This window comes from Psychromonas sp., from assembly GCF_047632955.1.
Taxonomy (GTDB): Bacteria; Pseudomonadota; Gammaproteobacteria; order Enterobacterales; family Psychromonadaceae; genus Psychromonas.
Map to the genome: position 1 here is coordinate 393,281 of NZ_JBLIED010000001.1, position 16,168 is coordinate 409,448.

Genomic DNA, 16,168 nt, shown 5'->3' on the forward strand with positions numbered 1-16,168 from the left:
ATCTGAATCTTCAAATATTCTGAGATGTTATTGTGTCTAGAGATACTGCGAAATATCCAGTTCGTCAATCTGATCTTCAAGAAGATACTTTTGAGCATACTGCAAATAGACACCTGAGCTTAAAAATAGTTTAAATAATGCAGGATCAATATGATTATCTTTAACCATAAAAGCCATTATTTCGATTGACTGGCTAAGGGTTTTTCGTTCTTTATAGGGGCGGTCCGATGCCGTGAGTGCTTCAAATATATCGGCTACCACCATCATACGTGCGGTCATGGGTAACTCCTGTGCCGCTATTGCACGCGGATAACCTGATCCATCCATTTTTTCATGGTGCCCGCCTGCAATGATAGGCACATTTTTCAGGTGATCTGGAAAGGGTAATTTAGATAACATCACAATAGTATGTACCATATGACCGTTAATAATAAATCTTTCTTCATCGGTTAATGTGCCGCGTTTAATGGCAAGATTGTACAATTCTCCCTTATTGAAACGGTATTCAGGTGTTTGCATCGTAAATCCCCAAGCATTACCCGGTTCAGTTGGCTCTGCCTGTTCCCGCTTGATAAGATGGGCTTTTTTATTTGCTAATAAAAACTCCTGCACGGGTAAGGGGGATTGTTTTTCGCTATGCTGTTTTCTCTCTTTCCTGCTGATACCTAATTGATCATCTATGGTGCGCAACCAAGTGCGTTCAGCTATTTTATGCAGATATGCAATTTTGTCATCGGACATATATTCACCGCCAATATTACATTCGGCGACAAAGGCAAACTCTTGATCCAGTGTCGTCAGCAACTGATCGCGTTGTCTTGCCAGAGACTCGATATCTCCCCCCTCGGCGGCTCCCTGCCAATAGCAACTATGAGCATGTTCTTTGAGCAGCTCAAAACGCATTCTTAATTCATGGATACGATCATAAACAGTTTCTAATTTGGTGGCTTTATCGACGACATATTCAGGGGTGATGATTTTCCCGCAATCATGCAGCCAGGCGGCTATATGTAACTCTTCCCATTGATCCTGATCGAGGTTGAACTCTTTAAAATCTTGTTGCTGGTCACAAGCTGCCTGGCATAACATTTTAGTTAATTCGGGAACGCGCTTACAATGACTTCCGGTATAGGGGGACTTGCTGTCAATCGCTCCGGCAATAAGCTCAATAAAGCTGTCGAGTAAGTTTTTTTGCTCGGCAAGTAATATCTGTCCTTCTAATGCTAATGCGGAAAAGCGTGCAATTGCCTGAATAAAACTTTTTTTTCCTTGTAAATTTGATTTCTGAATATTGTTGATCACAGCTAATACACCCAGTAATTTACCGGATCGGTTAAACAACGGCAGTAATTGCCAAGTCAGTTGTTCATTTTTAAGGATGTTTTCTTTGATAATCCGTTCAAACCGTTCAGGTAAACCAAGTGTGGTTGCTTTTCTATTCTGCGCGGCAATTAGCTTAAGGGTATCGGCTTCGTTAAGTGAGAGTGATTTTAGTTTTGTATTTAGATTTTTATTTTGTAGCTCAGTAAGTGACTGAAACTGCGTAAGAGCAATATTTAACCGCTTGGATTTATCCGTTAAAAAAATCATCGAGCCAAGCGAATGACTTAATTTATTTGTTTCCAGAGTTATTTTTTGTAGCAGTTCCTGAAAGCTTTGTTTTCCTACCAGCGACGAAGATAAATCCTGAAAGTGGTTAATCGTTTCTTTCATACCACCGGTCACCACAATCAATTCATTGATTTCTTTAATAACAGAACGGTTGTTGAGCGGCCTGGAAAAATTAAATTCTCTGATGTGCTGCAGCTCTACCGTTAGCTTACTGATGGGTGAGGTTAATAGTTTTGAGCATAACCAAGCGATAGGCAGTGTTAATAAAACAATTAACAGGGTAATTAAGGTCGATTCACTGCGTAACCGATAGGCATTAACGAGTAATTCATCAACAGGAACCAGCTGCACTAAAGTGAGTGCATTATTTTTCTGTAGCGTTGATAGTTTTCCTAACCATTGCTGGCCGGCATAACTGAATTGAATATCCCCTTTTGTATTTTTGTAATGGTCGAACATATACTGCAAAACAGGATGCTGCATTTCTGAAATTGATTTTAAACGGTCAAATTTACCCTGCTTAGAAAGCAATGCCAGGGGATCCTGATAGGCGATGACTCGTCCCCGTTGATCAATAATAATACGCTCTGAATTTGGGGATGAGTCGAAGGAGTGTAATAGTTCAGATAAATCGTTTAATATGTAGTCAGTGCCGATAATAACATTATTCTGCGCGTCAAACCTTGCCATGGTTGATCCCAACTCCTGACCTGAATAAAAGATATAAGGCTCAGTGATAATGATCTCTGATGAATTTTTGGCTTGCTCGTACCAGGGACGGGAGATGGTATTGAGCCGGTAATCAGGATCATCTTTTGTTAATATCAGCTGCAGTGCTTGATTATAAAAATAATGACTCACGTGTCCGTTATGACTTAGGGTCATAATATAATGACTTTGCACTGGCCCGTTAAAATTATTTAAGGATTGTCCCCCTCTGGTTTTACGAAAGAGTAAAAAGTCATTTTTTGGATAAGCAATAAACAGAGACGTTATATGATCAGTTGCATCAAAACTTGCTTTTAACATGGGTAAAACTGATGCTATCTCTTTTGTATTAATCCCTTTTGTTAGTGGGGTAGAGGCCATAATATTGAGAATTGTTATTATTTGTTCATTCTCATACAATATTTTTTTTTCAACCTGAAGGCTGGTCTGTGTAAAAATACGTTTGCCTGAATGTAGTATTGATTTAGTTAATTGGGTGTGGCTATACCAGCCAATTAATAAACCACAAAGTAGAATTAATATCGAAAAAAGGGTTGTGATATAAAAGTGTAAAGAAAAGCGATGTTTTATTTGCTTTGCAGGCATGTATTTAATTTCCTTTTAAACACGCAGATCATTCATTCTAAGGCTCAAAATATATTTATCTAATGACCTGTATAGCTATCCTCATTTACTGCGAGGTACAAAGTCAGTAAGCCAATTTGGATCGTATACAATTAATTTTGTTGAACTATATACTAATTCCACTTAAAAATAAGGGTGAAAACTTCGAAAGTTGCTCAATGAAGTTCAAATTCGGGCTAAGAAGAAGATAATGTCGTTTTATATGCAATTCTTTTCTTTATCTATGACTTCTATGAAACGATGATGATCTGCGTCATCAAGTACTAACTGAGCCATTTTACTCGCGTGGGAGGGGTTGATTTTTCTGTCGCAATATTGCTCTTTTCATTATTTCCTTTGCTAAAACCTAAATAAAAAGCACTGAACATTTTCATGTTTAGTGCTTTTTTTGCATCAAGATAGAAGCTTTTATGATTAAAAAGAAGGAGCTCTTAAAGCGTGGTGATCACATCAAACGCTGCTAATCGTGCTTTTGGCAAACCATAGTTATAATCTTCAGTCTCTGAATGGTAACCCATAGCCAAAGCAAATTGACACACGTAACCGTTGAGCTCCTCTTTGAAGATCTTACCAATCATTTCACCATCAACGCCTTCCATTGGTGTAGAACCAATCCCTAAACGAGCAAGTACATGGAGCGTATTGCCCAGTGCGATATAGGTTTGTGCTTTTGTCCAGTGACCGTTGAAGCCAGTTTCATCTGTATTCGCTTCAGCAAAAGTATAACCACCGTTTAACATTTTCTCGTACATCTCTGCCGGTAGGTGACCCGATGATACTTCAACATCCACTACTTTTTTATACTGTTCTTTGGTGAAGCGAGGGTTGCTGGCGAACAGTACTATATGTGATGCTTCTTTAGCATGATGCTGATTGAACTGAAAGTTATTCTCAAAAGTATCATGGAAACGTTGTTTTGCCTGATCGCTCTCAATGACAATGAATTTCCAAGGTTGTGAGTTGATAGAAGAAGCCGACAGACGAATTGCTTCTTTGATCACTTGCATGTCTTCTGCTGAGATGCGTTTAGCTGAATCGTACTGCTTTACTGTATAACGATTATTAAGGTCTTTAATGATTGGATGAGACATCTGATTTTCCATCTGTTTATTAATTGTTTGTTTAACCACACAATTTTAGTTCTTTTGGTATTTTCTATAAAATATGTGTGGCTAATATGATGAGCTTATTATTCCACAGTCCTTAGAAAAACTCGATGGTCAAAACCCCCAAACATTATGGACAAAAAGAACGTTAATGATCCTGGCTTTGACAGATTACTGAAATAAAAATGCATATATTTTCGATAAAACAACGCGGCTCATCCATTTCAGTGCGCAACAGCAGTACAGCTGCTTAATTAGTTTAATAGGATAGATTAACCATTGTGGAGTTTTAACACCATTATAATTGGAAAGATCGACTATTTCTCTGTGCTCACAAAACCTTCATTATATCGCCATCAATGTGATCGGATCAAAAGCCGCATCCAATGAGTTTCAAACTCAAAATTCAAGTAGATATTTTACATGATGATATATAGGAAATAACCATGATCAATAAAATCGTAAAATTTAATGTAAAACCTGAACACATTCAAACCTTTAAAAGTGCACTGGTTGAACATAAACAAAACACCCAAAAAGAGACTCATTTTGTTGCAATGCGAATCTATGTTGATAATCATAACAGTCATCTGTTTTTTATTTATGAGCGTTTTGAAGACCAGCAAGCAGTAGATTTTCATATCACACAACCCTATACAGTTAAGTTTGGTGAATTACTCGACGCAGCATTGGCAAAGCCTGCAGAGGTATTTAATCTCGGCGAGACTAATCCAGCGCCTATTGCTTTAAAAGCGGCAAATCCCGAGGATGAATTATTTAATCTCTTTTTTATTTTCAAAATAAAGAACGGTAACCGCGTGCGCTTGTTAAAACAGTTTGAAGATCATGTGCGCTGTACCCGTCAAGAAGAACAGGGCAACCTGCTGTTTGATCTGTACACGGTAGAAGGGGATGCTAATACGCTGGCTGTTTATGAACACTGGAGAAAAGAATCTGACGTATGGGATATCCACTTTAATCAGCCCTATGCAAAAGTAACGGGTGCGCTGATGGAAGAGGCCGTAGTAGGTGACATGCAGCAGTACATGAGCTTTGTGACTGAAATTTAAATAACTTAATAAGGAAGTAAAAATGACGGTTTATTTTATTGTTAGCTATGATATTGCCGATCCTGAGCAATACGCAAAATACAATCCCGGCTCTAATCATATAACCGCGGCTACGGTGCTTAAACACGGCGGCAAAATTATCGTTGCAACTGAAGATGCCCTTCTTTTGAGCGGTGATGACGCGGCAATGAGAGTGATTATCCAATTCCCAAGCCGTGATGCGGCGCTGGCATGGCATGATGATTCTGAATATGCCGCGGCGAAAGCAATTCGTTTAAGTGCAACAAAGAATGTCACTGCCTATATTGTCGATAAATTTTTATTTGTATAGGCATGTGCAGCGGCATAAAACCGGGAGCAGTTCCCAGACGGTCCAGGTTTTATTTGTATAAATTTTTGTAATCTGGAATATGTTTCTCCCAAAAGGGAGGTGTGCCAATATATTCCTGTACCGTCTTAATAAATTCAGTAACTAATAAGGTTTGTTTTCGATGCGGATATACCGCATAGATACCGGTATCCATTGTCGATAAAACATAATCGGTCAGCAGTGGCTCGAGTTGCAATTGATCAATCGGGCGTTCGAGATTAAAGAGATCAATCAGGGTATAACCTAGTCCATCTTTGACGGCATCGATCAGGGATCTGACATCACTTACCTTATAGTTACCCTTCATTTTATAATTTTTCAGCTGCTGCCCATGTGGCACTTCACTTAACCTGAATTGATCCAGGCTGACATCTCCATTGCTGTAAATAACTGCCGGTAAAGTGATCAGCTCCTGTGGTGTGACAGGTCTTCCATGCTGCTTAATAAATTCCTTAGAGGCAACAAGCGCAAAGCGGGTATTGGCTATTTTTTTGGCTATCAGATTGGACTCCGTTAATTTGCCAATTCGAAATGCCAAGTCAAAGTGATCGGATATTATATCTGTTTTTTTATCGTCTAAAGAGTGGGTTATTTTTACATTTGGATACTTTTTCATAAATCGTGAAATGACCGGCTGAAGATACTGCTGGCCAAAGAAAATCGAGGAGGTAATGCGTAACATTCCCTTTGCTTCGGACTGATAAGAATCTGCAATACTCTGAATTTGCTCAAGTGTATCAATCAGTATATGGGTTTGCTCGAGGATATTCTCGCCGGCTGGGGTCAGGGAGAAAGAACGCGTCGAGCGGTTAAGCAGTTGTACGCCCAGACTAGACTCTAACTTTTTGATCTGTTTAGAAAGCGATGAGTTGTCCATATCATGCAGTGCAGCAGCCTTAGTAAATGAACCTTGCTGAACAACATCCAGAAATAACGATAATTGATTGGTAAGAGGCATTGTTTTTCCTGGTAACGTTTTGATGGTTGATACTTATGAGTTGGGTTTGATTCGGAAAATCTCATACTCAACAGAGGTAAACCGCAAAGATAAGTAGGCACTAAGAGCAGATCTTTTTGTTTATTTTACAGCAAGCTACAAAATAGCGACAACTTTTTATTTTTTCACAATCACTACAGTCATATTTTGTCACTAAACTGATGATAGTTTGTACGTTTTAAATTTAACTAACCAATTCAAACTTTATGGAATTAAGAATGATTTTTTTAGACTAAAAAACACTAAAAAAGCGTGTATTTTTACTTTACTAAAAATAGGTTTAACTGCGATTATTAGCAATTGAGAGCGTCAAGCATTTAATTGCAATGCTGACCAATATTATAAAAATCAATTTATTTTGGAGAGTTATATGGGAAGTAAAAATTCTCAGCAATTTGATACTGATAGTGAAGGGCCTGACGATTGGGAAGATAATGATTGGGAAGGTGATGATGTTATCAGGGAAGAAGATGATGATGTTATCAGCGAAGATGATGTTGTCAGCGTTAGTGATTTAAAAGAACAACAAAAAAAAATTGATATCGAAAAAGCGAAAGTTCGCCGCAGCATTGAAGAGTTTAGGGAACAAAAAAGATTAAGGGAATTATTGGGCGATGACTTTGATGATTAAATCGCATTAACCGCGAGCATTCGCATAAATTAATATTCTATTTAAACGCTATTATGGTCTGCATGGTAGCTTTTTACCTAAAATTATTATCTCTAACTTATATTTTATGACATGTTTTTGTCATAAAACGCTGTTATAAATGTTAAGTCAATGCGTCACCTTCATCTACTAAACCATCAGGGCATTAGGAATCGCATTATTTATTTAATGGAAAATAGCTGAGGTAGTTAATATGAAAAAAAATATCATCAATAATGAATTACAAGGACCAACCTTCTCAGAAGAAAAAAGATGGGAGAACGCGGTCAATAAATCCAAGGAAAAATATAAATCAACTGCTCGTCGAAAAGATAAATTAGTCGGAAAAAAGAGAGAATACTTCAAGGATAACAAAGAGTATCAAGAAATTAAAGGCAGTGATTTTGACGACTATTATAGCTGAGAAAAATAGCTGAGAAAAATTATTTTCCTACCATACTCTATCACCTGTATAGCGCATTTTCTGAAAAAAGGTTATGTCGCTCTCCTAAGAATGATAAAATATCCCATTTAAAATCATCAACTATAATTTTCAGAGATAATAAATCAAGGAGAATAAGATGATAGAAGTACCACATGGTTTTGTTCAAGGTTCTGTGACAGATCGTATTGATTGGACGGAAAATGAGTTTAGCTTAATGATTAATGCGCCTATTGAACCCTATATTGCGGGTCAATTTACAAAATTAGGATTGCTAAATGATTCCGGTGAATGGGTACGGCGCGCCTATTCCTTGGTCAATTCTCCCCACCACAAAGCAGGTCATCAACAGATGGAGTTTCTTTTTATTACCGCCGATGAAGGGGAATTAAGCCCGCGTCTGCAGCTGCTAAAAAAAGGTGATCCCGTTTATGTTGCAAAAACTCCCAGCGGATTTATGACCTTAGCCGAAATACCAGACAACATGAGTGATTTATGGTTACTCTCAACGGGCAGTGCTATCGGACCGTTTCTCTCTATTTTAGATGAATTAGAAACAGCCTCTCGCTTTGAAGAGATAGTGTTGGTCCATGCGGTAAGAACAGAGGCGGAGTTAGTCTATCAATCTAAAATTGCGCAAATGATCGATCGCTACAAAGGCAAGCTTCGCTATATTCCAATTGTTTCAAGAGAACAATGTGACGGAATTTTACAGGGCAGAATTCCTGACTTATTGTTGTCAGGGGTATTAACCGAAACCGCTCAGGTGGCATTAAAAGAGGAGAACAGTTTTTTTTATATATGCGGTAATCCTGACATGGTCAAAGACACCAGCAATGCTTTAAATAAGCTTGGTTACTCCAAGAACTTAAGGCGCAAAGCGGGCAATTTCAGTTCAGAAAATTATTGGTAATTTTCTCCAATAGGCTTTGTATTCTTTGTGTTTTTGCTTTAGGAGAAGCCCTAGAAGCTTCCAATCAACGCTTGGCGCTTCTTTAAACAGCCTGGTATAACTAGCGCGCCGCCACAGGAAAGGCTTCCAGCCACTCAATCATTTCCTGAGTAATGACAGTGACAGCCTGGTTTAGTGCAACTACCGCGCCGCCGGCATTGATCGGCGCTGCGACCGGCACGGTTGCAACAAAATCGCGACTGGCGATAACCCTGTTGGTATTGTTATCGATAAGGGTAAAGCGCATCCTTATAACCCCGTCGGAAGTCCTGTCATCGTTGATCTGATGACTGAAATCTAACAGTGTACTCTCCAGCAGAAAATCTGATCTCGACTGCGATGAATAAGGGACGACTGCAGCATAATACCCGCTTTTTTCAAGTGCTTCCTGAAATATAAGCAGTAACATGGCCGCCGGTGAATCACTCCAACGGCTATAAGCATAGCTGCTCTGTCTGTATCCTGTATCGCGATAGATTATCTCTCTACTATTAAACAGCTGCGAGCTTTGAATCCGCTCCAACATAAGAATACCGGCAGGTTTTATTTGTTGAGTATTAACTGCTTGAAAGGTATTCAGTTCAGGGGAAAGGGTATAGGTAGAAGCGGCGGGCAGTTTTTCGCCGGCACATCCTGTTACCCCTATTAATAACACTGCCAGCAAAAGCCAATTTTTATTTATCATAATAACTTTCATCATAGCCCTCCTCACCGGGTCCCGGTGTTGGCTGTGTACGTTTGAAGAGCAGATCCGCCGGACTGTCTTTAATACCTTGCAGGGTTGCCTGCAGACTGCCCGTAAGAATATCCAGATCACCTAGAAGCTGGTTCAATGCACTAAAATTGGTGCGCATTCCCCGGGTCATTTCTTGACTGAGGCCGGTGCTGTTGTTGTCAAGATTGTCAGCCATACGTTTGATACTGGTTGAGGCTGCACTGATTTTTTCAGCGGTTGCGGCGACCTGGTTCTCCATTGCAACACCATTATCAACCAGTCTGTGAATACCTTCTAATTGGACGCGCAGATCTTTAAGCAGTTCTTTGCTTTCAGAGAGCAGTAGTTCAACATTTTTTATGTTTTTATGACCGAGTAAGAGGTTAATGTTTTCCAGTGTTTCAATCGATTTCTCCGCTAATTGACTCAACGATTGATCAATTCTTTTTAAGGTTGACGGTCTTGACGGGATAACGGGTATGGTATTATTTTCCCTCTTTAACAACGCAGCATTCTGGTCGATGCCTTTTAGCTCGATATAGGCAAGCCCGGTAATACCGTAGAAATTTAGTGCCGCCGTGGTATCGGTCTTGATGGGTATGTCCTGCAGTATTTTGAGCAGTAATACCACCACTTCAGGGTTATCCGCTTTTAGTCCAATTTTTACTACCGAACCTACGTCGACGCCTCGATATTTAACCGCGGCATCTATGTTCAAACCGGCAACGGATTCCGTTAAATGTACAAAGTAACTATCATAGGTTTGTTGCCCGTATTGCCTTGTTAACCAGAAAGTAGCGCTTAACAAGGCCGCAGTCAGGATAACCACGAAGAGACCGACAATGGTGTAATTTATTTTACTTTCCATGAGCACTCCTTAAACGCCCGCGATCTCCTCGAAAGAACTGCTGGATGACTGGATCAGACAACTGTATGACCTCATTCAGCGTACCTTGGGCAATCACTATTTTATTTGCCAGTACGGCAAAACGATCGACAATGGTCCAGATCGAGTCAAGATCATGAGTGACCATAATCACCGTCAGATCCAGCATATCGCGTAATTCAACAATTAAATGGTCAAATTCTTCAGCGCCAATAGGGTCCAGTCCGGAAGTCGGCTCATCTAAAAATAATAATTGCGGATCCATCGCCAGAGCACGTGCCAAGGATGCGCGCTTGACCATGCCGCCGCTTAACTGAGCAGGATAGAGATCTGCACTGTGAGCCGGTAGACCGACCAGATTGAGCTTCATATGGACAATCTCACGGATCAGATTTTCCGGCAGCGTTGTATACTCCTTGAGACTGATCGCCACATTTTCCATTACCGTTAAGGAAGAATAAAGTGCCCCGTGTTGAAAAAGTACTCCCCACTGCCCCTGCAGTTCGGCAGCTTCCGCTCGGCTTATATTGATAACATCGTGGCCGAGCACCTCTATTTTTCCCGATGCCGGCCGTAACAACATGATCATCTCTTTCATTAATGTCGATTTTCCACAACCACTGCCACCGAGCAGGCCATAGATTTCACCGTGCCGGACGCTTAAACTCAGACCGTCATGAACAACATTATCAGCGAAGCGTGTCACTATATTATCAACACTGATAACGGTGCTCATATGCCCAGCTCCGTAAGGATAACGGAAAACAGCGCATCACAGGCAATCACCAGGAAAATAGCGTTGACCACACTGATTGTTGTATAACGGCCAAGACTTTCCGTATTACTGCCAACCTGAAAGCCTCGAAAGCAGCCGGTAACTGCGATTAACCAGGCAAAGAAGGGGCCTTTAAGCAGCCCTATCCAGAGGTGTTTTATGTCGAGTACATTTTGCAGACGATGGATGAATTCGGCATAGGAAATATTCAAGTGTATATTGGAGACCACCATTCCCCCTGCAATTCCAATAATATCTGCAAACAAAATTAGCAGCGGCATGGCAATCATTAAGGCAATAATGCGTGGCAGAACTAGAAAACGATGCGGCTCGAAGCCCATGGTACGCATAGCGCTGATCTCTTCGGTAATGGTCATCGCGCCAAGTTGTGCGGTATAGGAAGAACCGGTTCTACCGGCAACCACAATGGCTGTGATCAGCGGGGCGAGCTCTCTGGTAACAGAAATACCGATCATATCGACGATAAAAATATTAGCGCCAAACTTCTGCAACTGTAATGCGCCCTGATAGGTGATCACCACACCAATCAGACAACTTGTCAGGGCTATAATAGGCAGTGCACGAACACCCGCTTCTTCGATATTTTTGACAATAGAGGCGTAGCGGATAGAAGAAGGGTGCTGTATTGAGGTAAGCAGTGCGGCAGAATTCTCACCGATAAAGGTAAGAAAATCGTTAATATCCTGGCAGAAATCTGCTACAGACTTGCCAATATGACTGAACGGATTCAGTAGGCGAGATAATAAATCGGGTTTTGACACAGCTTGCGGTGAAATATGGCAACGCAACAATTGATAAAGATCTTTATACTCAGACCTTGCCCCCATTAGCTCGACAGTGCAATGCTGTAACTTGAGCAAATCATGGTAATGGATATAAAGCATCATACCGGCAGAATCTACCTTTACTACGTCGGTAACATCCCATTTTATAGACAGGTCAAACAGCGATTCAGTCTCTGTTTGTAAATATTTCACAACATCCTGAAGGGACTTAGCCGTCCAGTCTCCCTGGCATCTAAATAATACTGAGCCAGTATTGACTTGAACTTTCTGAATCTGAGCCAATTGTTGTTTCAAATATGTCATCCATAAGATCAACCACTTTTATTGACCGCGAGAAAGATCAGTTATGGCGGCAATAAAATGATACTTTGTCACTGAGTATAGTAAGGATAACAATTGGCCACTCGAATAAGTGCAGGATTTACAAAAAATCCTGTATAACAATTCGTTTATATGTTAGCTAATGTGTTAATTCAGGTAATTAATCTTAATCGGCAAAGGCGAGCACCTTTTTAGTTGTTTTGCTATGACAATGCTTTTTGGCAAAGATCCTCAGCTCTTCAAGTGCTAAAGGTTTGGAGAAATAATACCCCTGAAAAATATCACAACCTGCTTTTTTTAACAGCGTCACTTGCCGCTTATCTTCCACCCCTTCAGCAACAATGCGCATGCCCAGGGCTTTACCCATATTGATAATAATGCCGACCATGACGTTATCGGCGTGGTTGGTGGTTAAATGGTCAACAAAACTTTTATCAATTTTCAGTTCATCAACGGGCACCTTGCGCAGCATACTCAGGGAGGAATAGCCGGTACCAAAATCGTCGAGTGATAGAGAAATCGCGTTAGACTTTATTTTATCGAAGAGTGGTAACAGAGTATCAACGCTTTCAATAAACAGACTTTCTGTAATTTCAATGTTGAGATCAGTTTTATCTATTGCATATTTGTTGCAGGCCGAGATTAATTTTTCGATAAAATCTATTTTCATAAATTGCCTGATAGAAACATTAATGGAAAGTTTAAAAGTTAGATTTTCCTGCAGTTTCAACAAAGCGATCTCCTGCATCGCTTTATGCATAATATATAAACCTAATTGGGGCATGAACCCGCTATTTTCAGCGATCGGAATAAAGACATCAGGGGGAATAAATCCAAGTTCTTTATGATGCCAGCGAACTAAGGCTTCAACCCCAAATAATTTGTTATTACCATCTAACTGCGGTTGATAAACGAGCGTGATTTCTTGATTGATTACCGCTTGATATAAAGACTGTTCAATCACTATATTCCGCTGTAATTGATGGTGCTCGCTTTTAGAAAAAAACTGCGATTGATTTTTTGTTTTTTTGGCCATAAATAAACTATTACCGGCATAACTTAACAGCGTTTCAATGTCACTGGCATGCTCGGGAAAGCAGGCAATACCGATAGAAGCGCTGATTTTGAAATGGTTTCGCTTGATGAGATACGGCTGTGAAATATTCTCGAGTAATAACTTTGCAAACAGGTTGATCTCTATTTTGTCTACGGATTCAATAAAAATCACAAACTCATCACCATGGTAGCGGCTAACAGTGCCCTTATAAGGAGACACGTTTTTAACAATACGTTCTGCCACTTTAATCAGCAGAAGATCACCGAAACGATTGCCGAAAGTATCATTAATATTTTTAAAATTATCCAAATCAAGATATAACAGGGTAAAGGGTTTTTCACCCATACCTGCAATTGAATTAAAAGATTCATACCTGGCGGTATAAACTAATCCCGTGAGCTCATCATGCTGCGCATTATAGGTCAGCTCAGCGATGTTTTTTATTTCATTATTGGCTATCCATCGGAACAGAATGAAGATAGTAACAATCAGCAGAAGGTAAAAAACAAGATAGTAAAACCCCTGTTGGTAGAGATTCTGCACTACAAATTGGTAGGGTATTTCAGCTGAAGTCCAAAAATGATAACGGGCATTGTAGCTCAGCGAATAGATTGATTTGGCCGTGTTTGAATATTCACTGTGTTCAATCATCGGCGCTAAATAAGCGCTTTTTTGTGCCAGTGATCGTGCTTTTAACTGACTGATATGTTGACCAAAAAGCTGTTTTCCTGGCAATGAATTATTGTAGTGTTGCGCATACTCATCAATTTTTAAACCGCTGCGTAAAATAGGGAAAGCACCGTTATCTAAGGTCACCTGCATGGTATTGTGAAAGTTATCGAGATCATCCCACATCTGCTGCAGCATAGTTAAATCTAATCCTGTTGATATTACCGCGACAATATTGCCCTTGGCATCAAGGATTTTTTTTCGAATAGGCAAAATCCATTTATGACCGCTTTTTAATAAATAGGCTTTACCAATGACCATTTGATCGGTATTCAGCGTTTCCTGAAACCATTGCTGCGTATTTTTGTCCTGCAGCAGGTCAGGTAAGCGCAGCTCGGCAGAGCTTGAAAATTTGAGATTTCCCTCTTTAGAAACAATAACGATGCCAAATAAAAGCGGATTAATACCCAGTAAGGTATCAAAAGTTTGGTTGTTAAAATTGGTGTTATTTAAGTATGAATTGGCAAGTACATTCTGCAGGAGCTCCTGTTCTCTAAATAATGCATCGAGGCGATCATGGAACATATGGAGTTGATGCTGCTGTTCGTTTTTTGTGCTCTGTAAAATCTCATCATATTCTTGGTAAACCGCCACCGCAAGCAGCGTCGTTCCGATAAATAAAATCAAATAAAAGAGTGACCAGATGTTCTTTTTAAACTTATGTATAGAGATATTATTCTCCAAAAGAGAGAAGACAGGGATATAAAATATTTTGTCTAGTTTATATTTATGCAACCGATTGTACTATGAAATTATGTTGGCAAGTCATTAATTTTTAATGTTTTTGTCAAAAAAGAGACAATTAGTGTCGTTGTTGTTTTATTTCGGTAATAGGGATCTGCGGGGAATACCTTCAAACAGAAAAAAGCAAGTGGGTAGTTGGTTATGACTTAGAGCGTTTTAGTATTTCCTTTGTAATGGCCGATAGAAAGATAATATAACCATTAACGATGGGGAAGGAATTCATATGCTGTCTAAAAATTCACTTATTATGGTCATTTTATTTTTTATCGCCTTATCAATTATAAGCTCGGGTTTATTGTCCGCTTTATTTGATCTTGGGGCTTTTGTATTACTTTGCTTTGTTTTGTTTTTTCAACAAAACAAGGTCAAAAAGTAGTGCCGGTTGAAAATTTTTTTGAAAAACTACACAAGCTGTGACGATTTACATCAGTAACAGGATATAAGTCAGTGAGCCGCTGGCGGTTATTATCCACAGACAAATACCTAAAATCATCGGGCTCGCACCTGCCGCTCTAATTTTATCAAAGCTAATCGCGGCCCCGATTAAGAATAAGCTAAGTACCAGAAAACGTTTAGAAACTGAAAAAATAATGTCATACAGAGTTGAGAATTGCGGTAAATAGTAAGCGATTAATATAGAGAGGCAGTAGAACAGAATAAAAGACGGCACCGTGATTTTTTTGTTATCCCCTTTAAAAAGCAGGGCGCTGATAAATGCCACGGGAATAATCCATAATGCGCGTGCCAGTTTTAGTGTGGTCGCGGTTAACAATGCCTCATTCCCATAGGCCGAAGCAGCCCCGACCACCGAAGAGGTATCATGGATTGCTATCGCGCACCAAATCCCAAAGGCATGTTCGGTCATACTCAACAAATGACCAATAAAAGGGAATAAAAACAATGCCACTGAATTAAGAATAAAAATGGTCGCCAGTGCAATGGATGTTTGATCCTCGGTCGCATTGATTGCCGGCGCGACGGCAGCAATAGCACTGCCACCACAAATTGCCGTGCCGGAGGCAATTAAATGACCGGTTTTTGGATCGATTCCTAAGCGTCTGGTCAGCAGCCAGCCAAGTATTAAGGTACTAAACAGTGACACTATAACCAGACCCAATGCATCTTTGCTGACTGCAATGGCCTGATCTAAATTAATGCCAAATCCTAATCCTATGATCGAATAGGCTAATAGTTTTTTGGTTAATAAATTCAGATTTATCTGTTTGGGGACTAATCCAAGCATCGCCAGTGTAAAGCCAAGCAGTAATGCAATGGGGGAAGAAATGATCGGTGATAAGCACAATATTGCGACACTGATAAAAAGCAGATCATGTTTTTGCCATTTTTTTTTATTAAATAATTTGTTCATGTGCTCTCTTAATAGTAAAACGCAGTCCATTATAATTAAATTTTTGACTTGATCAAAATAGAACTATGTTTACAAAGGCTTAAGTTGTATTTAACTGTTTTGGGTATAAAGTAGCAGGAAAATTTTTGTAGATGCTATCTATCCCTTTAATTATGCGCAGGAAAACCCCATGAAAGCAAGGCATTGGCTGCAGTAACTAATTGTTCTGATTATAAA

Annotated in this window: 14 protein-coding genes; 5 read left to right on the top strand and 9 right to left on the bottom strand. The window is 39.7% G+C overall.

All coding sequences use genetic code 11. The features are described from left to right. Positions 1–36: 36 nt before the first annotated feature. Both ACJAZP_RS01660 and ACJAZP_RS01665 read right to left on the bottom strand, forming a co-directional pair. A complete protein-coding gene (locus ACJAZP_RS01660) occupies positions 37–2,925 on the bottom strand; it encodes an HD domain-containing phosphohydrolase (protein WP_415228988.1) in 2,889 nt (962 codons plus the stop codon). A 470-nt stretch (positions 2,926–3,395) separates the two neighbouring features. Next, a complete protein-coding gene (locus ACJAZP_RS01665) occupies positions 3,396–4,055 on the bottom strand; it encodes a nitroreductase family protein (protein WP_415228989.1) in 660 nt (219 codons plus the stop codon). A gap of 461 nt (positions 4,056–4,516) precedes the next feature. Between ACJAZP_RS01665 and ACJAZP_RS01670 the strand changes: the two genes are divergently transcribed. Then, positions 4,517–5,140: a putative quinol monooxygenase gene (locus tag ACJAZP_RS01670; protein WP_415228990.1), complete on the top strand. Its 624-nt coding sequence runs from the start codon at positions 4,517–4,519 to the stop codon at positions 5,138–5,140. Positions 5,141–5,162: 22 nt separating this feature from the next. Beyond that, a complete protein-coding gene (locus ACJAZP_RS01675; RefSeq protein WP_415228991.1) occupies positions 5,163–5,471 on the top strand; it encodes a DUF1330 domain-containing protein in 309 nt (102 codons plus the stop codon). Between the two features lie 49 nt (positions 5,472–5,520). Here the strand turns inward: ACJAZP_RS01675 and ACJAZP_RS01680 are convergent, their stop codons facing one another. Then, positions 5,521–6,468: a LysR family transcriptional regulator gene (locus ACJAZP_RS01680; protein ID WP_415228992.1), complete on the bottom strand. Its 948-nt coding sequence runs from the start codon at positions 6,466–6,468 to the stop codon at positions 5,521–5,523. A 409-nt stretch (positions 6,469–6,877) separates the two neighbouring features. Here ACJAZP_RS01680 and ACJAZP_RS01685 point away from each other — a divergent pair, with 409 nt between their 5' ends. From ACJAZP_RS01685 to ACJAZP_RS01695, 3 genes are all read left to right on the top strand, one after another. Beyond that, complete coding sequence (locus ACJAZP_RS01685; protein WP_415228993.1) at positions 6,878–7,138, top strand: PA3496 family putative envelope integrity protein; 261 nt, start codon at positions 6,878–6,880, stop codon at positions 7,136–7,138. Positions 7,139–7,370: 232 nt separating this feature from the next. Further along, entirely contained in the window at positions 7,371–7,580 is a 210-nt protein-coding gene (locus ACJAZP_RS01690) for a hypothetical protein (protein WP_415228994.1), read from the top strand. 157 nt (positions 7,581–7,737) lie between these two features. After that, the gene (locus tag ACJAZP_RS01695) at positions 7,738–8,511 is read left to right on the top strand and encodes a ferredoxin--NADP reductase (protein ID WP_415228995.1); all 774 of its coding nucleotides are present in this window, start codon (positions 7,738–7,740) and stop codon (positions 8,509–8,511) included. A gap of 100 nt (positions 8,512–8,611) precedes the next feature. On the opposite strand, the gene ACJAZP_RS01700 is transcribed toward ACJAZP_RS01695, so the two are convergent. The 6 genes from ACJAZP_RS01700 to ACJAZP_RS01725 all read right to left on the bottom strand — a co-directional run bounded on the left by ACJAZP_RS01700 (position 8,612) and on the right by ACJAZP_RS01725 (position 15,952). Beyond that, positions 8,612–9,250 carry an ABC-type transport auxiliary lipoprotein family protein gene (locus tag ACJAZP_RS01700; protein WP_415228996.1) on the bottom strand — a complete coding sequence of 213 codons (639 nt, stop codon included), beginning with the start codon at positions 9,248–9,250 and terminating at the stop codon, positions 8,612–8,614. After that, on the bottom strand, positions 9,225–10,133 hold the full coding sequence (locus tag ACJAZP_RS01705; RefSeq protein ID WP_415228997.1) for an MlaD family protein: 909 nt from the start codon (positions 10,131–10,133) through the stop codon (positions 9,225–9,227). The genes ACJAZP_RS01700 and ACJAZP_RS01705 overlap by 26 nt, the downstream gene beginning before the upstream one ends. Then, entirely contained in the window at positions 10,123–10,887 is a 765-nt protein-coding gene (locus ACJAZP_RS01710) for an ABC transporter ATP-binding protein (RefSeq protein ID WP_415228998.1), read from the bottom strand. Before ACJAZP_RS01710 ends, ACJAZP_RS01705 begins: the two co-directional genes overlap by 11 nt. Then, complete coding sequence (locus ACJAZP_RS01715; protein WP_415228999.1) at positions 10,884–12,035, bottom strand: ABC transporter permease; 1,152 nt, start codon at positions 12,033–12,035, stop codon at positions 10,884–10,886. Before ACJAZP_RS01715 ends, ACJAZP_RS01710 begins: the two co-directional genes overlap by 4 nt. Positions 12,036–12,219: 184 nt before the next feature. After that, positions 12,220–14,466, bottom strand: a complete 2,247-nt coding sequence (locus ACJAZP_RS01720; protein ID WP_415229000.1) for an EAL domain-containing protein — start codon at positions 14,464–14,466, stop codon at positions 12,220–12,222. 538 nt (positions 14,467–15,004) lie between these two features. Further along, positions 15,005–15,952, bottom strand: coding sequence for a YeiH family protein (locus tag ACJAZP_RS01725; RefSeq protein WP_415229001.1), 948 nt, complete (start codon positions 15,950–15,952; stop codon positions 15,005–15,007). Between the last annotated feature and the right edge of the window lie 216 nt (positions 15,953–16,168).